The sequence below is a fragment of the Desulfosarcina cetonica JCM 12296 genome, assembly GCF_001311845.1.
In the GTDB taxonomy this organism is placed as follows: Bacteria; Desulfobacterota; Desulfobacteria; order Desulfobacterales; family Desulfosarcinaceae; genus Desulfosarcina; species Desulfosarcina cetonica.
In genome coordinates this window covers 17711-39342 of sequence record NZ_BBCC01000041.1, presented here as the reverse complement: position 1 = coordinate 39342, position 21632 = coordinate 17711, and the positions used below count along the sequence as shown (strand labels likewise).

The window sequence follows — 21632 nt, the reverse complement described above, 5'->3', positions numbered from 1 at the left end:
CCCGGGCGATGAAGACCCGCTGGCGCTGGCCGCCGGACAGCTCGCCGATGCGGCGCTGGGCGTATTCGGCCATGTCGATGCGATCCAGGGCCTCCAGGCGTCGATGCGATCCTGCTGACGGTTTTTTGACCAGCGTCGACCGGGTGCCAGTTTGCCCATCAGCACCACATCCAGCGCCGTGATGGGAAAGCGGCGGTTGATGTTCACATCCTGGGGCACATAGCCGATCTGGTGGGAGACCTGACGGGGCGTCTGGCCCAGGACCCGGACGTTGCCCTGGATGGGTTTGAGCAGACCCAGCATCAGCTTGAGCAGGGTCGTCTTGCCACCGCCGTTGGGACCGATCATGGCGATGAAGTCGCCCTCGTAAACCTCAAGATTGACCTTTTCCAGGACCGCTTGGCCATTATAGGCGAAGTCCAGGTCTTCAATCCGGATGATGGGGGCGGTGTTCCCGGAATCATTCGAAAGCATGCTTGATTTCCTTTGCCGTGTGTCGCAATTGGGTTGCCCAGTCCCTGGCCAGCGGATCGACCACCACCACGCGGCCATTGATGGCCTTGGAGATCTCCTGGGCGCTCTTGGAGGAGAACTGGGGCTGCACGAAAACAACCTTGATGCCCTCTTCGCGGGCATGATTAATCAAATGCATGAGCTGTGCCGGTTTGGGGCTTTTGCCTTCAACCTCGATGGACACCTGCTTCAGACCATAGGTGTGGGCGAAGGTGCCCCAGGAGGGGTGAAAGACCATGAACGACGATCCCTGGAGCCCGTCGAAGGTGGCGCGCAGTTCGGCGTCCAGGTCGACCAGCTGCATGATGAAGGCCCGGTAGTTGGCCTCGTATTCCGCGCGGTGGGCCGGGTCGGCCTTTTCCAGGGCCATCACGATCGTGCGGGCCTGAAACATCACCAGGGGCGGGGAGAGCCAGATGTGCGGGTCCAGGCTGCCATGGTCATGGCCATCATGCATGGCGTCGGCATCGGCTGCCGGATGCGGTGCGTGCTCGTGTTCGCCATCGGCCGTATCACCGTGGCCATGGGCGTCCATAGGCAGTTTGAGGATCCCGTGGTCGGTATGCACCACCGTTAAATGCGGATTGATGGCCAGGATCTTTTCCAGCTTGGCCTTCTCGAATTCGATGCCGATGGTGAAATAGATCGCCGTTTTGGTAAGTGCCACCATCTGCTGGGGTTTGGGTTCATAGGTGTGTGGATCGGCGCCGGGCTCCACCAGGACCTGAACGTTCACCCGATCCTTGCCAATTTGTTGCACGAACTCGGCCTGGGGCGCGATACTGACGAAGACCGGGAGCCGATCGGCGGCCCGGGCAATCCCGGCCAAGCCATAACCCATTATCAAAACGGATAATAAATAAATTTTTAAAATCCTCATGATCAACCTCCTCTGCGATGATGTGGGTTCGAATGGTGTTTCATTCGGTCATGCAACTTTATTGCATGGGAGGGCGGTTGGCAAGGGGGAGGTTAAAATGATTGTCTTCAGGGCCGGAATAACCCGCTATCATTGCGTTGCCTGCGATGATAGCGGGAAAGGCAGATTTGGTTTCTATTTTCAAGTGTCTATCGATCTGGTCAATTCTATCGCTCGGCCAACCCGGTTTTCAAAGAGAATATCCCATATATCCAAACAGCGGTCTGCAATTGGTCTGTTTTTTTCACCCAGCGCCTGTTCGTAAAGGCGCAACAGGATCGGCAACATCTCTTTGGCGGCATACGGGTATTTTACACCGAGATCACGTAATTTTTCTTTTAGCGTTGTCGCGAACTCGTAGCAGACGCTGAAAATCGATTCCGCGAGGGGGATCAACTTTCCGGGATAATCCGCAAATAGGCGGACGAAATTGTCCGGACTGTCGGCAAAGGCTTTTGATTTTATGTATGCCTGAAGAAAAGCCTGATGGTCAGGGTCATTTTTATTCAGTCCATCCTTCCTGAATATGCTCTGCAATGCATCTCGGACGTCCTTACTATCATCATTGACATAATTGCATAAGAGCTCTCTGCATTTAGATGCGTATTTGTTTTCATGCAACAATTGGGCGGCCACAGTGGCAACGCCCTTGCGTTGAAAAACGTTTCCTTTTCGGCACATGTTGAGTTCATTTTCAAAGAAGCCATGAAACAGCCAGCGGGCCGTTACTTCGCATGCTCCCTCCAAGGCGACTTCTTCCAAAGGAGAAACCACCATCTGCCGGATAATGGGCGCGACCTGTTCGATATGACTCGGTATCACATAATTGAAAAAGCGCGTTGCCCTTGGTGACGCCGGCACTCTCAAATCGTTTTCGCATGCTTTACAAAACCATTGAACAGCGAGGTCCCGGTCAAAATTCAGTACGGGTTCGATGGCCTCGATGGCTGCCATGCGCACGGCCGGATGCGGATCTTGTACGAGGGCTTCAATGCCGGGCCTGACTTGTTTCAGGAGACCATTATTTTCCCAAAGCAAGCTTCCAATGGCCTCGGCCGCCACGCCCCGTACGCAATTGATGGTATTTTGAAAGAGGATTTGAACCGAAGCCTCATCGCAGTGTTTATCGCAATGAAGGTTTAATTTTCCTTCAGGTAGATCCGGATGGCTTTTGGCATATCGCACCAACCTGGTGATGCTTTGTTCACACCAGGCTTGATCGGGTTTTCCTCTGATCAGTTGACAAAAGGCCATGGCGATATCGCGGTCATCCCCTGATTGGAACTTCGCCAAGACCGCTTCGATGGTCTCTATCCGGGCGGGCCGCATGATTTTTGTTTTTCTTCAGGGGGGCTTTTATCGGGTTGAGTTAAGCGAAAGCTATCAATGATTGCGGAAATATAACTATGGTTCACGGTTTCTGGAAATCGTAAGGCAAGTTGGCCAAACCGTTCAGGATCGGTTTTCGCGATTTTAGAAAGGCCTTCTGAAAAATGACGAATGGACGTTTTTAAGATTCGATGGGGACCAACCTGAACACCTTTCCCCATCGCACTGTCCATAGGAACGTTATCGCTTCCGACGATCCGTAGCCAGGCACGATCGCTGATTTTTTTAAGATTTGGATCCAGTTTTGATCCAACAGATCATCCACTGAAGAGCGTACCAATTCATCAGAGGCATGATAGTGGATAATGGTTTCTTCCAACGTGTCGAACACCTCTTCAGAGCAATAGGGTGACAACGCTTTGATAAGGCGTACCGCTGGCATCCACCCAGGCTCACGATAGCCCGATCCTAATCGAAATCGCAGAGGATTTCCAAGAAGCCAAGTGATGCCGACATCTGCATGCGTGGCTGGCAGATGGGCATATGCCGAGATAATGATTTTCTGGATAATCGGAGAAATGCTATTCTCCAGTAAGCCAACCCGCTTTATCAAATCATCGGGTTGATTGGCAGCCATTGCCTGGCCCGCCGAAATGACGAGTTTCACCACGCCCCTGGCAATATCCTCACTCTTTTCATCCAAAAGGGGATCATTCCATCGTTCTAACCGGGGATCGAAAAGTTCATTGCTGATGCCGGTCAATCTTTCAATATGGTCGACCAGCATATCCCATGTCTGGCCAGGAAATTGTTCTACCGCACTGTACAGGGCCTGGATATCCTCATCATACCATTTTTCCAACCGGTCTTTTTGGCCGGAAGCGTTTTGTTCATCATCGATACGCCAAGTTGATATGACCGCCTCAATCAAACGAATGGCGCGCAGCGGATATTTTTCACAATAAGGTTTCCAGGCAATGAAATCACTTACCTGTCCCATTCGGGCCAGTTGAAGACGTATCTCGAACATTTGTTCGGAATCATCAACCGCTTTCCAGCAGATGGTATTCAGAATTCGTTGCGGCCATTTACCGCCTTCATTCAGATAGGGTTGCAATACATCTGTGACTTGGTCCGGAATAGACTCCGCCACGGATCGAAGCAGCCACAATGCCCGGTTGGTTTTCTGTTCTTCCATACCGGACAGCCAGTTCGCAATAATCCCCTGCTCGAGCATGTATAAGACCCAGGACGCATGCCCCCAAATAACCGTCTCCACTATATACTCTTGCCAGTAGCTATCCGCTATCAGTTCATGGCAATATCGGCCGATACTTGCATCTATATCCTTCAACTGACCGATCACTTCCAAGACCAGATGTTGCAAGTGGAAACGAACTTCCCCGGATTCCAGAAGCGCGGGCATGCTCAGAAAAGTCCGACGGCGTTTCCTCGGACAGCATTTCAAGCAGTTGCCGTAGCTGCTCACGTCGAAAAAGCGACTGATTCTCTTTAGGTCCCAGCCATGAAATCACAGACCCTGTTCCGGTGTAGAGCTGAGTCAGTATCCGTTCGGCGATCAAGTGGTCCAGATCGAATGTTCGGCAGGCAAACACAATGAGGGCTTGGCCCTAACTTCGCCCATAAACACGAAGGGACGATAAAAAAGCTCAAATTGAGATAGTGCGGGACATATTGAGCTCGATCTGATACGAGAAAATAGGAAAGTGCCAACTTACTTATTTTCAACAACAAATACCAGATCGAGCCTTGAAGACAATTTACATTGAATCATCGGATACAGCAAGCGGAAAACAGATATGGAAACGCGCCGATACGGTGAAGTTGGTTTCCGATTTTGAATCGAGGGAACAAAACGTTAGCCAGCGTGATTTTGCAAAAAAGGCAGGCATTGCTCGAGAAACCCTGCGGCACTGGCTTGCCAGAAAAAATAGTATCGATGCTCACCCCGTTTTAATCGAATTCTTTGAACACCCTGTCGGTATTGCTTTCTTGCACAGACTGGTGACATCGGCGCATGTATCGTTTACAAAAGCTGGAACTGCCAGCATCCACAATGTCAGCGATTTTCTGGATAGATCAGGCCTTTCTCCATTTGTTGCGTCATCTTATTCGGCTCAGCGTCGGGTGTCTGCGCAATTGGATGAAAAAATAATCCAATTCGGGAGAGACGAGGGGCAAAGGCTCGCTCGGCAAATGCCGAGAAAAATAATCACGCTTTGTGAGGACGAGACTTTTCATCCGGAAATTTGTCTTGTCGCCATTGAACCGGTATCCAATTTTATCCTTGTCGAAAGATATGCCACGAATCGCGAGGCCAAAACCTGGGATGAGGCCGTCAGCGAAGCGCTTGATAAATTTCCGGTTGAGGTTATTCAGATTGCCAGTGATGAGGGCCGCAGCCTGATCAGTCACGCCCTTACATGTCTGAAGGTTCATCATTCGCCAGACTGTTTTCATGTCATCCACGAGATTGGAAAAGGTACTTGCGGCGCCTTGATGTCAAAGGTGAAGAAGGCGGAAAAGGAATACGAAAAAGCGGTCAAGCAGATCCAACCCATAGAGCAGGAGAAAAAGAGATTCGACACTGCCGACAACCGGCCTCGGGGCCGAAGACCCCAGTTTGAAAAAAGAATTGAACGGGCTCAAACACAAGCGCAACAGGCCAAGGAATGTTTGGATCAGGCGCGATTGAACCACGAAACCGTCCGCAGTGCAAAGGCTGAGATAGGAAACGTTTACCATCCCTATAACATCGAAACCGGTCGGAGGCAGGATTCAGAAATCGTCCGTAACCTTTTGGGCGACTGTTTTGATCGGATTCACACGGCGACAGCCGATCTTTCGGATCGGTGCAAGAAACGCGTCAATAAGGCTCAACGCGTTGTAAACAGCATGGTGGCAACCATCACTTTCTTTTTTCAGATGATCGATGTTTATCTTGATAATATGCAGCTATCGGATCGGGACAGCCACCTGATGCGTAATTATTTGATTCCAGGCTATTATTTGAAACAGGCGGCAAGGAAACAAAGAGATGTTGACCGAAAAGCGGAAATCCTCCAGAAGGCTCATGCGCTATTGTCGATGGTTAACGTCCTCGACGGATACAGCGACGTTGTTTCAGATTGTAAAATAGAGGAACTGGAGAAAACCGCCAGACGATGTGCTCAACTTTTTCAAAGATCAAGTTCCTGCGTTGAAGGGCGAAATGCGCAATTAGCACTCCGCCATCAAGGGATTCATCGTCTGAGTGATCGACATTTAAAAGCATCTACCGTCATGCACAATTATTACATCAAAAGGCGAGATGGCACCACGGCGGCTGAACGATTTTTCGAGGCTAAACCGAACGATCTCTTTGAATATCTCTTGGATAATGTGGATTATCCGGCGCGGCCAAGAACCCGGCTAAAATTGGCCGCTTAACGGGTTCTGGGCGAAGTTAGAACCAAGCCCCACAATGAGAATCTTTGTACCTTCCGTTCTCAGTGATTTTGTCTGCCGAACCAACTCTTTGCATACGTCCATTGCTGCGCTGGAATGGGCCGTTGTCCACCGAATGGCATCGAGCTGGTCGAGTATAAGGACTGCGTTCCTCCTGGCAGCCAGGCCGGCAAGCGAAGACACCGGCGAGTCAGGTAGCCCCATGGAGATCCCAAATTGCCTGGCGGTATTTTCTGGAATTCGTCGGTCAAGACGAACAGCAAGAAAGGGGATTTTTTCCCGTTGAAGATATTCGCTTAATTCATAAAGAATACCGCTCTTTCCATATCCGGCAGGTCCATGCAAAATCACATCTTGACCGGATCCGAGAGATTCGATGATCCGATGGGTTTCCTGCCGCGGGATGACCTCTCCATGGATCAAACCGGGTATGATGGAATCAAAAAATTGTATTTTCAGTTCTTCAACGGCCGGAGCGATTCGGTGGTCGTGGCTAAGATTTCTTGCGTTGATGTGGTGACGTTCGGCAAGATAGGCTCGCAATCCATCGACGTAAATGGGCTTGCGGTACTGATGATGGTTCTCGGCGTATGTGAGCAGCACATCGATAGCCGTTTCCGGCTCACCCGTCAGCAAAAAGCCCGCCCAGGTGAGGAGATCTGTCCAAGAGTTGTCATCATCTGGGAACAGCTCGATGGATGTGCGTTTTAGACAATCGAACGCTATTGCAAGGTCTTCCGGTTGGCCTGGCTTGAGTCCCAGAGCGGCGCAAAATTCACTGAACGTTTTTTGTCGTGCTTCGCCTATGTTGCTGATTTGATATCGGTAAAAATCCAGGGGGTTTTCATTGGAATTTCGGGTGCTGTCACAAATATCGCCCAACGGTTGCGCCGGAATACTGGAAACAAGCACAAACTCCACTTGTGGGTCACGGTCGAGATGGTTTTGTAGATGGCCAAGGATGCCTCTGGTCGCCAGTGCCCTGACCGACCATGAATTCTGGTTTGCCATTCGTGCTTTGCATTGTTGCAACTGGCGCACATTGTTTTTCTTCACCACCAGGAGGTCAACACCCTCCTCTTCAGGTCCGATAAGCTCAACGGTTACGGATCGAATCTCCTCGTTTAATAGCCTTAAAAGCTGTTTGGCAACCCATCTGCCTTCATACCGGTTGCCTAACTTTTCCGACATTCCACCAGGCTCATAAGCCATCAGCGGGCTCCTATTTTTCTGTTCCTGCTTTCGCCACCTCCCACCGTCCTCCCCTATTTGGCCCCACATGTCGAATTCTTCCCGCAGCCCGCAGCTTATTTAGATGATACTTTACCCCATCTTCTGAAATCCCCATTTGTTGGGCCAGTAACTTGCGGGTCAGGGTTGGCTCGGTTTTTAGGGCGGCAATGATTTTTTCTTGGGTAGTTTCTTGGGTAGTTTCTTGGGTAGCGGTTCCCCCTTCACTCTCCAGCTCAAAAAAGGAAGGCCGGGGAAACGAAACAATAAACAGATTGCCGATCTCACGGAAGTCCACGTCCGGCGCATATTTCAGAATCAACGGCATGCCACGGCCCCAGGCTTCAACCATTTCAATCCGTCGGAACAGATCGGCGATCAAGGGGTTGCGACGCTGGGAGACATTGCCCTTGCGCAGATCCGCGATCGTTAAATTCCCGAATAGGGTGCCGGGGTTGCGGATTTCTACCCGGTCCTTGAAAATCGCGACCTGAACGTAGTCCGGATCGTAGTAGTCACGGTGACAAAAGGCGTTGATAACCGCCTCGCGCAGGGCTTCGACCGCGATTTCCGGCACGTCCATGCGGCGTAATCCCTCGACCCGCATGCCGATATGGATATTTTTGAGGATATACTTCTGGGCCTCTTCGATCAGTTCGAGAATGTCGCCATTGAAATCGTGGCGATCGACAATGGTGGAACTTTCGGTGCTCAAAAAGACCGCACATCGAAGTTGGAGCGGCTGATTACCGAAAAAGAGCCGGGCCGGATTGAGCAACTGGCCATTTTGGGTCAATCCCAGTTTGGCCAGCGCATTTTGCGGGGTATCCCAGACGAGTTTGGCAAGATCCACGAACCGTTTTATTTTTTCCAGGTCCAGATCGGTGAGGGTAAACTTGCCGGGCTGATTGTCCCAACGCAGGGATTCCCGGCTTTGGGCGGCAATGAGATTTTTTAGTTGCTTGACGCTCAACTGGCGGTCTTCATCGGCGACCCGCATATAGGCGCGCCCATAGGCAAAATAGGGCACGTCATCACCGGCGAAGGCTATTTTAATACAGGTTTTGTCATCGATGGTGATTTCAGAAATCTCTGGAAAGATTTTGGGTTCGATATGGGCGGCAATAGCTTGAGATAGGTCGCGAAGGGTTTTCTCGTTAATGGATAAACCGACAACCGCCCCGTCATTGCGCACGCCGAACCACAAGGTTCCGGCCTTGTGTTTGTTCAGGATGGCGACCATCGAGATCAGGCCTTGCTTGAGTTCGGCCAAGCTTTTTTTCAGTTCGGCGGTCTCACTCTCCTGGAGCGTTTGCTTGTCCATTTCAGTTCCCCATGACACCTTTACCCCATGAATGGCAATGCCTATCCATTGATCGCTGTGGTTTTAACTGAAAATTATGAGACTCTCCAAACTTATTGAAAAAATACAATATGCCGCCGGCTTGTGCAAGGTAAAATCGGTTCATAATAGTGGCTGGCGGAGGGGCGTAAACTTACCTGTAGAGGGTGTGTGGGCGAAAGATTTTTCGCCCACTACGGGGAATCCGCAATATCAGATCACTCCCGCATCCGCCCTTTTCACCCACCCGATTTTGTCATCCGTGTAGCGGATGAGCAGGTGGGTGTCGGTTTCGCGTTCCACGCGCACGCGGGTGCCGGCGTGCAGGACGAAGAGCTGGGTGGCCGTGTCGCCGAAACCGGAGCGCACGGCGACTTCGGCAGGCAGGATGATGGCATTTTTGATACGGGTGGCTTCAATGTAATTGAATGCGGCAGTGGCGGAGAAGATCACGGTTCCGGCGGCGATCAGGAGGATGCTGGGACGCAGGATCTGTTTTTTGCGGATGGCCAGCACGGCAAGGGATATCCAAAGCACGGCGTTGAGAACCAGGGCGATCCAGCGGATCGTGGCCGGGCTGAGCTGGTATTTCCAGAAAAAGAGAATCCGCAAGAGCGGCGAATCCTTTTCCCCGGGTTCGTCCTTGGTCAGGGTCAGGGCGTAGGTGTAGTTGAAATGCAGGTCCGGGTTGTCTGGGATTCGCTTTAAGGCACGCTCATACCAGAGCCGGGCGTGGCCCAGATCGTCGTTTTTCAGGTAGCGTTGCCCAGGTCGTAGAATAAAAGCCCGTTGTCGATACCCTTGTCGGTCAACTGCTTGAAGGCCGTGATGGCCGCCGGCCAATCGCCCTTCTGATAGGCCGTGGTCCCGGCCATGAAGGTCTGGGCCGCTTCATTGGCGCCGGCGCTGGCTGTCAGCAGAAGTATCAGCAGAAGCCCCATTGTGGTGAGGATCGGTCGTTTCATCGTGCCAGCCTCCGTACCACCTGGCGTGTCCGCTCCAGAAGATCGCTGCGCTTGTCACGGTCCAGGCTGCCGCCGGAGTAGTTGAACGACTCCACCGTTTCCAGCAGCCGGGCGGCCGCGTCAGCGTCAACCGCATCCCAGCCGATGGCGATCAGCCGCGTGCGGGCTTCCGACCAGGTGAGCGATGTGCCCATGCTGCCCTGGCGGCCGAGGATGGCCGACACCAGGGCGCGATAGAGCGCCGAGAGAAATTCGGTATCGCTCGCATCAACGGCGGTGGCGGATTTCAGGGCCTGGCGGGCCCGCTCGGCCATGATCTGTTCCGGGGATTCAACCTTTCTCAGGCGGCCAAGGGCCGTGCGGGTGATGAGAAAGCCCAGGATCGGCAGGACCAGGAGCAGCGTGAAGACCCAAGGCGCCATGGATCGTCGGGACTGCAGGACCTCCAGGCCCGTTTTCAGCGGCAGGATATCCCGGCCGGTGAACTCGACCCGTTTTTTAGCGACGGGGGCTGACCCGGCGCCGCGCGAACCACGTCGATGTCGTTGGCGCCGGCGGCCGAGGGGGTAACGCGAATGTCCAGCGCCGGTGTGGCCACGATGCGGTAGGTGCCGGCGGCCACGTCGAAATAGCTCAGGGTGATGGGCTTGATGCGGAATTTTCCCGCTTGTACCGGCACCAGGGCCGTGCGGAAGGTTTTGCTGCCACTGTATCCGTTGGCACCTTTTTGGATCGACTCCTCTGGGTTGTCGGCATAGGATTTGAAATCGGCGGGTACGGGAATCGCCGGTGGCGCCGCATCCATGATATTCCCCGTGCCGCTGATGGCAACGGTCAGGGTGGCCGAATCGCCTACCGGCAGGTCGCTTTTATCCAGTTTGGCCTGGATATCGAAGCGGCCCACCAGTCCGGAGAACTTCACGCCCGACGGCCGGGCCGGCAGGTCGCGTACCGTTACCGTGAGGGGATCGCTCTGCAGCATGCGGGTGGTCATTTCACCCCGCCCGAAAAAGGCATCCATGCCGGCAAACGGTGATGGCCGGCGGCTGCGCCGCAAAAGGCCAACCTGCAGCACGGCCGGTTCGATGGTCAGGGTCCCGGATTTGACCGGTACGAGAATGTAGGTCACGTCGGTGACGATGAATTCACGGCCGTTGATAATCGTGCGCTGGGATTGGCGATCCTGGAGTTCCTCGGCGTGGAAGCTTCGAATTCGGGCGCCTGGAATTTGGCATCGGCGATCTGGACCGCATTGAAAAGGTGAAATGTGTAGACGATTTGCTGCCCCACCCAGGGATCGCTTTGGGACACCTCGGCGCTCACGTAAACATCCCGCTGGCCGCTGTCGGCCGGTGGCTCCTGGGAGACCGTGATGCCGATGGGCGTCGTGTAATGAACCTTGCCGTCGATGGTGATGGGGATGGCCGGAATGGTCAGATGACCGGCGGTAAGGGGAACCAGGACGTAGGTGTAGATCATTTGGCGTGAGGTGTGACCGTTGACCATCTGGAAGCTGCTGGTTGAGCCCTGGGAGACGGTCTTGAAGTCGGTGATGCCCGATAGATCCACGTCGCCGTCACCGCCCTCGATGGTGACCTGCAGGCTGATGGATTCGCCCACGGTCACTTGATTGCGGTCCACCACCGCGCGCACGGTGGCCGCCTGGGCCGCCATGGCCGTTACGAACAAGATCATCATGGCAAGGGTAAGGGTTCTAAACATTCATCTCCCAAATACTTTCGGTTACCAATCCTTCTCCACCTGTTGCGGCCCCCCGGCGGGCATGAGCGCCCGGCCCGGCTGATCCTCGAGACGGTTGAGCATGCGCTCCGCCTGGCCGGGATCCTTGGGTGCCTCTTCCGGCTGGCCGGCCTGGGCATTTTGGGCCGCCTGCTTTTCCGCGGGCGGGGGCTGCTCGGATCCGCCGGCGGAAGAATCCGGTTGAGGTTTTTGCTGATCGCCCGCTTCCGGCGGCGGCTGCGGTTTTTCTCTCGGTTGTGGGTTGTCCGCCGACGAATCCTGCGGTTGTTGGCGGTTCGAAGATCCGTCATCCTTCGGTGGTTCGGGTGCGGTGCCGTCTTTCTGACCCTGCTCCGGGTTGTCCGAATCCTTCTGGTCCTGTTTTTTCTGATCGCCATTTTGCGGCGGTTGTTTTTGCTGTTGCTGCTGCTTTTTTTGTTTCAGGGCTTTTTGGGCGAATTCGAGATTCTCCTTGGCCAGCTGGTCGTCGGGTGCCATGGAGAGGGCGGACTGGTAGTTTTCGATGGCTTTTGGGATATTGCCGCGCCGGAACTCGGTGTTGCCCAAGTTGTACAGGGCTTTCTCCTTCAGCGCTTTATCGTCGGTGGTGAGAATTTTTGCGTAATGCTCCGCGGCCGCATCGAAATTGCCGGTTTTATAAAAGGCATTGGCCACGTTGTAAAGGGATTCGGGCTTTTCCGGTGCATTTAGCTGGGCGTCGGTGAAGTGCTTGAGGGCCTGCTCAAAATCCCCCTTCTCATAGGCCTTGATGCCCTCGGCCGTGTCGTTGGCCCGGGCAGGGGCGGCGGGCAGAACGATCAGCATCGCCAGGAGACCGGCAACCACCGATTTGCGGGTGACCGGCAGCAGCAGTTCGGCCACCAGGCAGATGATGGCCAGGGCCAGGGGCCACTGGTAGCGGTCTTCCCAGACCTGCTTGCGGCCCGAGGTAACCGTCTCGGCTTCCATGGTGTGGCGGATTTCATCGTTGTAGATGGCGTCCAGGTCCATGTCCCCGGCCACGGAGCGCACGTAGGTGCCGCCGGTGAGCACGGCCATTTTCTTGAGGGTGTTTTCGTCCAGCCGGGAGAGCACGATCTGGCCGCGGCCGTCCTTCTTGAACCCGCCGGCCGCCTCGGGGATGGGCACGCCGTCATTGCCGCCCACGCCGATGCAGAAGAGTTTGATCGACTTCTCCTTGAGCGCTTCGGCCGCTTTCAGAGGATCCCCGTTGCCGGTATTCTCTCCGTCGGTAATCAGGATCACGGCTTTGTCCGCGGCGCTTTTGGGATCGAAGCTGCTTGCGGCCGTCTCCATAGCGCCGGTGATATCGGTGCCGCCCACGGGCAGGTAGTCGGGAGACAGGGCACCCAGAAAAAGGTTGAAAGCGTCATAATCCAGGGTCAGCGGGCATTGCAAAAAGGCCGTGCCGGCAAAGGCCACCAGTCCCACGCGATCTCCCTGGAGCATGGACAGCAGATCGAAGACCTCGCGTTTGGCGCGCTCCAACCGGGAAGGGCGAATGTCGGTGGCGGTCATGGAGCGGGAGCAATCCAGGGCGATGATCAGATCCACCCCGCGTTGATGGATTTCCTGCCAGCGGTAGCCGTATTTGGGCCCGGCCAGGGCGAGGGCGGTAAAAAGGACGGCCCCGGCCAAAAGGGTGGCCTTGATCCAGCGCCGGCCGGCGGGTTGGCTCGGCGCGATGGCCGCCAGGCCGTGGTCGGAAGCAAAACGGTGCAAGATGCCCTGGCGCCGCCGCAGGCCATAGAGGACGATCAACAGCAGTAGCGGCACCGCCCAGATGAAGAAGAGCATATGGATGCGAAAAAAACTCATGGCACCACCAGATAGCGGGTGTTGCGTAGAACGACGTAAAGCATCAGGAGGACGATCGCCGGTACGAGCAGCCAGGGATAGATTTCACTGTAGTCGGCGAAGATATCCACCTTGACCTCGGTTTTCTCCAGTTTGTCGATGGTGTCGTAAATCGACTTGAGCCCCGCCAGGTCCTCGGCCCGGAAATAGCGTCCGCCGGTTTCGTCGGCGATGGCCTTGAGCGTATCCTCGTCGATATCGACCCGCTGGTAGACGTAGCGTTCACCAAAAAGCGGATCCTTGACCAGAAAGGGCGCCTTGCCCCGGGTGCCGACGCCGATGGTGTAGATCTTGACGCCCATTTCTTTGGCGATCTCCGCGGCGGTCTCCGGTGAGAGTTCACCGGCATTGCTCTGACCGTCGGTGAGCAGAATGATGATGTTGGATTTGCTCTTGATGTCGGCCAGGCGCTTGAGGGAGATGCCGATGGCGTCGCCGATAGCCGTGCGCTTGCCGGCCGCGCCGATTTTAAGCCGGTCCAGGATGTTCACCAGGGTGTTGTAGTCCCGGGTCAGGGGCAATTGGGTGTAGGCGTGGGTGCCGAAGACCACCATGCCGATGCGGTCGCCGTTGCGTCCGGCGACGAAGTCCTGCACCACGCCCTTAACGGCTTCCAGGCGGTTGACCACGTGGCCCTGTTTCTTGAAATCAAGGGCCGACATGCTCTCGGATAGATCCAGGGCGAGGATGATGTTGACGCCCTCGGTGAGAACTTCGGTGCGCTCGGTTCCCCACTGGGGGCGGGCCAACGCCACCACCATGAGCACCAGCACCGCATATTGGATCGCCGGCACCAGGGGCCGCAATTGCATGGCCCGTGAGGCGGGGATGCCTGCCGCCGGGAAGAGCGCACTGCTGGCCAGGGTTGGCGGGCGATGCCGCCGGCGGCGATAGAGGGCCACGATCGGCACGAGCAGGAGAAGCAGAAAACCAGGGAGAGGCGAAGCGCAGCATGGATCACTCCTTCCCTTGGGGCAGCAGGGGGAGGGGGGGCGGTGACGGTGCCGCCGGTTCCTCGGCCGGTGCTGCCGGGTCCGGCGGCGTGGTCTGGCGCACGAAGGTGCGGGCAAACATGAGGTCGCCTTCCATCTGCCGTTCCATGGTGGTGACGCCACCGAATTTGACCGGATCCATGGCCCGGCAGAGCTGTTTGAACTGACGGGCCAGTTCGCGGTCGACGGCGAGCCGGTCGATGCAGGGCATAAATTCCTCGGTGGTCATTTCGGGCGCGCCGACGCCGAAGCGGCCGAAAACGTACTGGCGCAGGATGGCCGATAGGCGAAAGTAAAAGAGTTTGCCATCGATGCAACGCACATCGCCGATGGCATCCAGGGCCTGGTTGGCGATCATTTCCGGCGGCAGTTCGGGCACGATGGTCTCGATGGTGCGGCGCCGGCGATGTCTTTTCCACCACCAGAAAAGACCTGCCGCCACCAGGATTGCCGCCAGGGCCACCAGCGCGAGAATCAGCCAGGGCGCATCGAAGCCCACCGGTATTGGCGGACGGATATCGTGAATGTCGGTCATGGGCGCCGGTGTGGCTGGGGCGGCCTGTCCTGGGGGCACGGATGGAGACGCCGGGGCCGCCTGCTGGGCAATGGCGACGGGCAGGCCCAGCCAGAGGCACAGCATTGCGATGACCAGGCCGAAGCCGATGATGGGTCCGCGTCTCATCGGCGGCGCCTTTCGCGATAGCGGAAATAGCGCACCAAAGCATCGGCGGCATCGCCGTCGGTGGGCATCTCGACGCAGTCGATGTCCATGGCCTTGTGGGTCTCCATGATCCGATCATGAACCGCCTTGCGGCTGGCCGTGAATCGCTCGCGAGTGGTGCGATCGGCGGCATCCAGAAAGCGCAGGGCACCGGTTTCCAGGTCCCTTAGGGCGATGATGCCGCCCTCGGGCAGGCGGAATTCGCCGGGGTCGGTCACCAACATGCTGATCAGTTCGTGCTTGCGGGCCGCCGTGCGGATGCGCAGGGTGGCTTCGCGATCGAAATCCTCGGTGAGAAAATCGGAAACCAGGAAGGCCACGCTGCGCTTGCGGCAGACCCGCGCCAGGAAATCCACTGCGGCGGTGATGTCGGTACCCGTATGTTGCGGCACGAAGGTGAAGATCTCGCGAATCAAACGCCAGACGTGCGCCGATCCTTTTTTGGGGGGGATGTAGCGTTCCACCTGATCGGTGAAGAGAATCGCGCCGGCCTTGTCGTTGTTGCGGATGGCGTTGAAGGCCAGGATGGCGGCCACCTCGGCGGCGGTTTCGCGCTTGATGCTGGCCGTGGTGCCGAATCCCCCCGAGGCGCTCATGTCCACGAGGAGCATGACCACCTGCTCGCGCTCTTCGCGATAACGCTTGATGAAGGGTCTGCCCATGCGTGCCGACACCTTCCAGTCGATACTTTTGACGTCATCGCCGGGCGTGTATTCGCGCACCTCTTCGAACTCGATGCCTGCCCCACGGAAGATCGACCGGTACTGGCCGGCCATGATCGTGTTGACCATGCGGCCGGTCTTGATATGGACCTTCTTGATCTTTTGGATGATATCTGGGGATAGCATAAATTCGATTCTTGTCTTGCCAAGAGCTACAATAGTAATACGATTGCTACAGACGTCATTCCGGCGCATGCCGGAATCCAGATATGTTGAGTGAGAGGTTCAGGATAACGGACCAAGTCCGACATAAAGTTGTAGCAACACCTTACGCATTCATCAAACAATCTGGCCATACAAATCTTGCCAAGCTGGATTAACTTTTTCAATCAAATCCAGCTTCCATTTTCGTTTCCAGTTTTTAAGCTGCTTTTCTCTTTGAATGGCGGCTTCCATTGTTGTGTGTATTTCGTACCAAACCAGTTGGTGAACGTTGTAGCGCTTGGTAAAACCCGCAATGATATTGTTTTTGTGTTCCCATACCCGTTTAACGAGGTTCGACGTTACTCCAATATAGAGTGTTCCGTTACGTTTGCTTGATAGAATGTAAACAGCCGGTTGCATGGTTGCCGGTTACCTCCTGGATTCCGGCATTCGCCGGAATGACGAACCGGGACATCCCCTAAGGTACTTCCACCGAATCAAAAATACGGCCGACGATCTGGTCGGTATCGATATCCTCGGCCTCGGCTTCGTAGGTCAACAGGATGCGATGACGCAGCACGGCCGGGGCGATGGTCTTGACATCCTGGGGGGTCACGTAGGCGCGACCCTGCAGGAAGGCATAGGCCCGGGCGGCCAGGCTGAGGAAGATCGTGGCCCGCGGCGAAGCCCCGTATTGGATGTAGTGGGCCACGTCGATGCTGTAATCGGCCGGCCGGCGGGTGGCGAAAACCAGGTCGACGATATAATCCCTTAGTTTTTCATCCATGTAAACGCTGTTGATCAACTGGCCCACGGCGCTGATTTCCGCCGGGTCGAGCACTGCCTGGACCGTTTCCGGAGCGTCGAACCCCACCCGTTTCATGATTTCTTTCTCTTCGGTCTTGTCCGGGTAGTCGATGAGCAGCTTGAGCATGAAGCGGTCCACCTGGGCTTCGGGCAGCGGATAGGTGCCTTCCTGTTCGATGGGGTTCTGGGTGGCCAACACGAGGAAGGGATCGGGCAAGGGAAAGGTGGTGTCGCCGATGGTCACCTGGCGCTCCTGCATGGCCTCCAACAAGGCCGACTGCACCTTGGAGGGCGCGCGGTTGATCTCGTCGGCCAGGATGATGTTGTTGAACAAGGGGCCCTTTTTGATGGTGAAGTCGCCGGTTTTGGGACGGTAGACCTCGGTGCCGACCAGGTCGGCGGGCAGAAGGTCGGGAGTGAACTGGATGCGCTTGAAGTCGGCGCGCACCGTATCGGCCAGGGCTTTGACCGCGCTGGTCTTGGCCAGGCCGGGAACGCCTTCGATGAGAATGTGGCCGCGGGTGAAAATGCCCATCAACAGGCCGTCGATCAGCTCCCGCTGGCCCACCAGCACCTTGCCGATCTCCTCGCGGATGCGGTTGACCACGAGATGCTTTTCTTCAATCTGCGCTTTCAACTCTTCCAGCGGCACGGGGTTCTCCTTTTATGTTGGCTTTCGGGATGAAAGGGCGCCGGCGGGGGCCGGCGTTCAAACCAAGGCCAAAATAGGCGAGGCGCCTTGGGTTGTCAAGATGGGCGAAACGTGTTGCCGGGTAGCTGCATTTATATTTAAAGATAGGCGGTTACTGTATCGGAAAGATTATTTTTTGGTAATGCTGGCTTTTTTCCCAAACCCACCCCCACCCGGCGTGAAGATACGGAACCGGTCGCCGGGATGGGCGATGATTTCGTTCTTGGCCCCCAGGCTGATCCGGTGGCCGTCCCTGTAGATAAAAATATTCTTGCCGCGTTGGCCCGGCTCGCCGCCTTCCAGGCCATAGGGCGCAAAGACGCGTCGTTCGGAGAGGATCGCCATGTTGAGGGTCTCGAGGAACTCGACCTCGCGTACCAGCCCGTCGCCGCCCCGATGGCGGCCGGCACCGCCCGAGCCGTGGCGGATGGAAAACTCGCGCAGCAATATGGGGTAGCGCCGTTCGAGAATTTCCGGGTCGGTGATGCGGGTGTTGGTCATGTGGGTGTGCACGCCGGTCTGGCCGTCCCAGGTGGGACTGGCACCCGCGCCGCCGGCGATGGTTTCGTAATAGCCGAAACGGTCATTGCCGAAAGTGAAATTGTTCATGCATCCCTGGGAGGCGGCCACCACGCCGAAGGCCTTGAGGATCACGTCCACCACCCGCTGGGAGGTGAGCACGTTGCCGCCCACGACGGCTGCTTCGGTGGAGGGATCCAGCAGACTGCCCTTGGGAATGTGGATACGGATGGGGATCAGGCAGCCGTCGTTGAGCGGCAGATCCTTTTCGATCAGGCAGCGCAGGCTGTAGAGACTCGCCGAGCGGGTCACCGCCGCCGGCGCATTGCAGTTGCCCCAGATCTGGGTGCCGGTACCGGTGAAGTCGAACACGGCGCTGCCGTCGGTGCGGTCGATGGTCAGCGACAACACGATGGGGCTGCCGTCGTCCAGGTAATCCACGGCTTTCACCGTATCCCGCGACTTCATCCCCTTGGCCAGGGAAAGGTCTCGCAGGCGGCTGCGCACCGCCGCCTCGGCGGCATCCTGGACATGGCCCATGTAGGCCTGCACCACGTCCAGGCCATAGTGGTTGACCATTTCCAGGACCAGCTCGATGCCCTTCTGGTTGGCCGCTACCTGGGCCTTGAGATCGGAGATGGTGTCGGCCAAAAGGCGGGTACCCGAGATGGCCGGCCGGCCCGGCTGGGGCGTGAGACGGCCCGGGGCCAGCAACCGATCGGTGATGCCCTTTTCCTGGAAAATGCCGTTTTCGACCAGCTTGAAGGTGGTGATGCAGGCGCCTTCCTCCTCGATGTGCCGGGAGTTGGGGGGCATGGAACCGGGCGATATGCCGCCGATATCGGCATGATGACCCCGGCTGGCTACCCAGAAGATGATCCGGCCGTCCGTGAACACCGGCGTGATCACGGTGATGTCGGGCAGATGACTGCCGCCGGCCGCCGGATGGTTGGACACCAGCACGTCGCCGGGTTTGAGATTGTTTTCCTGTAATCGGATCTGGGCCTTGACCGCGGCACTCATGGAGCCCAGATGAACGGGCAGGTGCGGCGCGTTGGCCACCAGGCGCCGTCCGGGCCGAAGAGCGCGCAGGAGAAGTCCAGGCGCTCCTTGATGTTGGTGGAAATGGCGGTCTTTTGCAGCATGCGGCCCATTTGTTCGGCAATGGACATGAACAGGTTGCCGAAGATGGAGAGCTGCACCGGGTCCACCCGGGTGCCGAGGCGGTCGGCCGTGCTTTCGCCTACGGTGATTTCCACGTCGCCATGGGGCTGATGGTGGCCCGGCAGCCGGGTTCGATCACGATGGTGGCCGTGTCCTGGATGATGATCGCCGGGCCGTCGATGGCGTGGTCGGCCTTGAGGTCACCCATGCGAAAGATGGCGGTTTCACGCCAGCCATCTTCGAAATAGCAGGGCTTGCGGTCCACCGGCGTGGCTGGCGCATCAGCCGTTTCAATGGGGATTTTGCGCAGGCCGGCGGCCTCGCCCCGGGCGCGCACCCGCAGGTCATCCACATGGATATCGCGGTCGGTCAGGTCGAATCCGAATTCGCGGCGGTAGGCGGCCTTGAAGGCGGCCGCAAAGTCGCCGTCGGCGGGTTCGGCGATCATCAGGGCCGTGTCCGTCCCGTGGTAGCGCATGTTCAGGTAGCGCATGACGCGGATCGCTTGCGGTGCGAACCCCTGATCGGTCAACTGCTTGCAGGCCTCCATCTGCAGGGCGCTGAGACGGTCGAACAGCTTTGTGGTGGCGCTTTGATCATAGATCACGGCCGCCGGCTGTTGGCGTTCGGCCACCACGTGGGCCATGCCGATGCCATAGGCCGAGAGGATCCCGGAAAAGCGGTGGATGAAGATTCTTGAAATCCCCAAGCTGCGGGCGATGGCGCAGGCATGCTGGGCCCCGGCACCGCCGAAGGTGGCCAGGATGTGTTCCTTGATGTCAAAGCCGCGCATAACCGAGATTTCCCGGATGGGGCGCACCATGGTTTCATTGGCCACGCGGATGAAACCCATGGCCACCTGTTCCACGGTCATGGCGCTATTGCCCGTGCAGTTGTAGAAGGCGTTGATCTCGCGGGTCTGGGCCTCCATGGCGCGGCGGGCCGCCGTGATGTCCAGGGGCTGATCTTCGGTGGAGCCGAAAATATGGGGAAAGTAGTCGGGTTGCAGCCGGCCGAGGATCAGGTTGGCGTCGGTGACGGCAGGAAAACCGTTTTTGCGGTAGCACACCGGGCCGGGATGCGCGCCAGCCGATTCGGGGCCCACCAGGAACATGCCGTTGTCGAAGAAAAGCCGGCTGCCGCCGCCGGCGGCCACGGTTTTGATGTGCAACTGGGGGGCCTGAATGCGCACGCCGGCGGTCTCGGTTTCGAATACCCGTTCGTATTGGCCGCCGAAACGGGAAACATCGGTGGAGGTGCCACCCATGTCGAAACCGATGACTGGCTGGCGGGTCGCCTCCTTGAAGGTGGTCATGGCGTAACCAACCACGCCGCCGGCCGGGCCCGACAGGATCGCCCGGCTGCCGGTAAAGTCGTCGGCCCGGGCCAGGCCGCCGTCCGACTGCATGAAGAGCAGGTCCGTCCCCTTGAGAGCGTCGTCGAAGCCCTCGCGAAAGCTGTTCAGGTAGGCCTGGATGTGCGGGTTGAGGTAGGCATCGGTCATGGTGGTATCACCCCGGGCCACCAGCTTGACCATGGGCATGACCCTTGATGAAAGGGATACCTGGGTGAATCCCATCTGCCGGGCCAGGCGACCCACGGCCTGCTCGTGATCCGGCCAGGCATAGGCGTGCAGGAAGACCACGGCCAGGCTGCGAATGCCCTGGTCGAAAATGGCCTGCAGCTGGGGGACAAGGGCCGCCTCATTCAGCGCTTCCAGCACCACCAGGCGTTCACCGGTGATTCCTTGGACCACCTTCCCGCCCTCCGGCGCGTCCTCCCCGTCGCGCAGGGTGCGCACGCGTTCATCCACCTCGACCACGGTTTCGTACAGCAGATCCGGCTTGCGGATCTCCAGGTCGAAGATGTCGGGCCGGTCCTGGTTGCCGATCTGCAGGATGTCGCGAAACCCCCGGGTGACCAACAGGGCGCAGCGGGCCCCCTTGCGCTCCAAAAGGGCGTTGGTGGCCACGGTGGTGCCCATGCGGATCCACTCGATCATCTCGGCCGGTACGCGGTCCTTGGGAATATCCATGCCGGTCACCTCGGCCAGGATGCGCCGGATGCCCTCGCGCGGGGCGTCGGCGTAGTTCCGGGGATCTTCGGAGAGCAGTTTGACCATGCGGAACCCGGGTTCACCGGGTACCTCGGCATAGACGTCGGTAAAGGTGCCGCCGCGGTCGATGGAAAAACGGAGTTTTTGAGGATCGGTCATACGATTTCAACGAATTGAAAATAAATTGGGTTTGATAGCGCGTGCGCTGATGATTCGCCTGTTCAGGCTTGGTATATCCCATGAAAACGTTTCGTTCAATCATCCTGTGGGCGGCGGGAGGCTCAGGAGGGGGGACGGAATTTTATAGGGTTGCGGCTTACACCCCCTTTTTGAAGAAGGATGGCGGGAAATGATTAAACGACGAGTTTGACGGATTCGCATAAAGCCGGAGAAACGGCGCCCTATACGAATCCGTCGGAAAAGTGACCGGCC

The 21632-nt window shown here is 57.1% G+C and carries 19 protein-coding genes and 1 pseudogene; 1 reads left to right on the top strand and 19 read right to left on the bottom strand.

The features are described 5' to 3' along the window. From JCM12296_RS11805 to JCM12296_RS11790, 4 genes are all read right to left on the bottom strand, one after another. Positions 1-474 (bottom strand): ATP-binding cassette domain-containing protein (locus JCM12296_RS11805; RefSeq protein WP_172683871.1); only part of this gene is annotated, 474 nt, incomplete at its 3' end. After that, a complete protein-coding gene (locus JCM12296_RS11800) occupies positions 461-1393 on the bottom strand; it encodes a metal ABC transporter solute-binding protein, Zn/Mn family (protein ID WP_246804181.1) in 933 nt (310 codons plus the stop codon). The genes JCM12296_RS11805 and JCM12296_RS11800, both read right to left, overlap by 14 nt. A gap of 180 nt (positions 1394-1573) precedes the next feature. Continuing rightward, complete coding sequence (locus JCM12296_RS11795) at positions 1574-2761, bottom strand: HEAT repeat domain-containing protein (protein WP_054693006.1); 1188 nt, start codon at positions 2759-2761, stop codon at positions 1574-1576. 181 nt (positions 2762-2942) lie between these two features. Further along, positions 2943-4187 carry a hypothetical protein gene (locus JCM12296_RS11790; RefSeq protein ID WP_157067556.1) on the bottom strand — a complete coding sequence of 415 codons (1245 nt, stop codon included), beginning with the start codon at positions 4185-4187 and terminating at the stop codon, positions 2943-2945. Positions 4188-4531: 344 nt separating this feature from the next. Between JCM12296_RS11790 and JCM12296_RS11780 the strand changes: the two genes are divergently transcribed. Next, on the top strand, positions 4532-6211 hold the full coding sequence (locus tag JCM12296_RS11780; protein WP_157067555.1) for a DUF6399 domain-containing protein: 1680 nt from the start codon (positions 4532-4534) through the stop codon (positions 6209-6211). Here the strand turns inward: JCM12296_RS11780 and JCM12296_RS11775 are convergent. From JCM12296_RS11775 to JCM12296_RS44250, 15 genes and pseudogenes are all read right to left on the bottom strand, one after another. Continuing rightward, on the bottom strand, positions 6194-7441 hold the full coding sequence (locus JCM12296_RS11775; protein WP_054692993.1) for an AAA family ATPase: 1248 nt from the start codon (positions 7439-7441) through the stop codon (positions 6194-6196). The genes JCM12296_RS11780 and JCM12296_RS11775 overlap by 18 nt on opposite strands. Before the next feature lie 10 nt (positions 7442-7451). Further along, the gene (locus tag JCM12296_RS11770; protein WP_054692990.1) at positions 7452-8783 is read right to left on the bottom strand and encodes an ATP-binding protein; all 1332 of its coding nucleotides are present in this window, start codon (positions 8781-8783) and stop codon (positions 7452-7454) included. A 231-nt stretch (positions 8784-9014) separates the two neighbouring features. Further along, positions 9015-9644, bottom strand: coding sequence for an SH3 domain-containing protein (locus tag JCM12296_RS38205; protein WP_157067553.1), 630 nt, complete (start codon positions 9642-9644; stop codon positions 9015-9017). Beyond that, positions 9554-9766: a hypothetical protein gene (locus tag JCM12296_RS11760; RefSeq protein ID WP_054692985.1), complete on the bottom strand. Its 213-nt coding sequence runs from the start codon at positions 9764-9766 to the stop codon at positions 9554-9556. The genes JCM12296_RS38205 and JCM12296_RS11760 overlap by 91 nt, the downstream gene beginning before the upstream one ends. After that, a complete protein-coding gene (locus tag JCM12296_RS11755; protein ID WP_054692983.1) occupies positions 9763-10188 on the bottom strand; it encodes a hypothetical protein in 426 nt (141 codons plus the stop codon). Before JCM12296_RS11755 ends, JCM12296_RS11760 begins: the two co-directional genes overlap by 4 nt. 35 nt (positions 10189-10223) lie before the next feature. Continuing rightward, positions 10224-10895 carry a BatD family protein gene (locus JCM12296_RS11750; RefSeq protein WP_054692980.1) on the bottom strand — a complete coding sequence of 224 codons (672 nt, stop codon included), beginning with the start codon at positions 10893-10895 and terminating at the stop codon, positions 10224-10226. Next, positions 10892-11488, bottom strand: coding sequence for a BatD family protein (locus tag JCM12296_RS11745; RefSeq protein WP_054692977.1), 597 nt, complete (start codon positions 11486-11488; stop codon positions 10892-10894). The genes JCM12296_RS11750 and JCM12296_RS11745 overlap by 4 nt, the downstream gene beginning before the upstream one ends. Positions 11489-11509: 21 nt before the next feature. Further along, on the bottom strand, positions 11510-13345 hold the full coding sequence (locus JCM12296_RS39795) for a VWA domain-containing protein (protein WP_172683870.1): 1836 nt from the start codon (positions 13343-13345) through the stop codon (positions 11510-11512). Further along, on the bottom strand, positions 13342-14286 hold the full coding sequence (locus tag JCM12296_RS11735; RefSeq protein WP_246804179.1) for a vWA domain-containing protein: 945 nt from the start codon (positions 14284-14286) through the stop codon (positions 13342-13344). The genes JCM12296_RS39795 and JCM12296_RS11735 overlap by 4 nt, the downstream gene beginning before the upstream one ends. A gap of 55 nt (positions 14287-14341) precedes the next feature. Beyond that, complete coding sequence (locus tag JCM12296_RS11730) at positions 14342-15058, bottom strand: DUF4381 family protein (protein WP_054692974.1); 717 nt, start codon at positions 15056-15058, stop codon at positions 14342-14344. Further along, positions 15055-15945, bottom strand: a complete 891-nt coding sequence (locus JCM12296_RS11725; protein ID WP_054692971.1) for a DUF58 domain-containing protein — start codon at positions 15943-15945, stop codon at positions 15055-15057. The genes JCM12296_RS11730 and JCM12296_RS11725 overlap by 4 nt, the downstream gene beginning before the upstream one ends. A gap of 153 nt (positions 15946-16098) precedes the next feature. Next, entirely contained in the window at positions 16099-16383 is a 285-nt protein-coding gene (locus JCM12296_RS11720) for a GIY-YIG nuclease family protein (protein ID WP_054692969.1), read from the bottom strand. 58 nt (positions 16384-16441) lie between these two features. Then, positions 16442-17422 carry an AAA family ATPase gene (locus JCM12296_RS11715; RefSeq protein ID WP_246804177.1) on the bottom strand — a complete coding sequence of 327 codons (981 nt, stop codon included), beginning with the start codon at positions 17420-17422 and terminating at the stop codon, positions 16442-16444. Between the two features lie 168 nt (positions 17423-17590). Then, positions 17591-19134: pseudogene (locus tag JCM12296_RS44255) on the bottom strand (hydantoinase B/oxoprolinase family protein). An 89-nt stretch (positions 19135-19223) separates the two neighbouring features. Further along, positions 19224-21359, bottom strand: coding sequence for a hydantoinase/oxoprolinase family protein (locus tag JCM12296_RS44250; RefSeq protein WP_054692966.1), 2136 nt, complete (start codon positions 21357-21359; stop codon positions 19224-19226). Positions 21360-21632 lie beyond the last annotated feature (273 nt).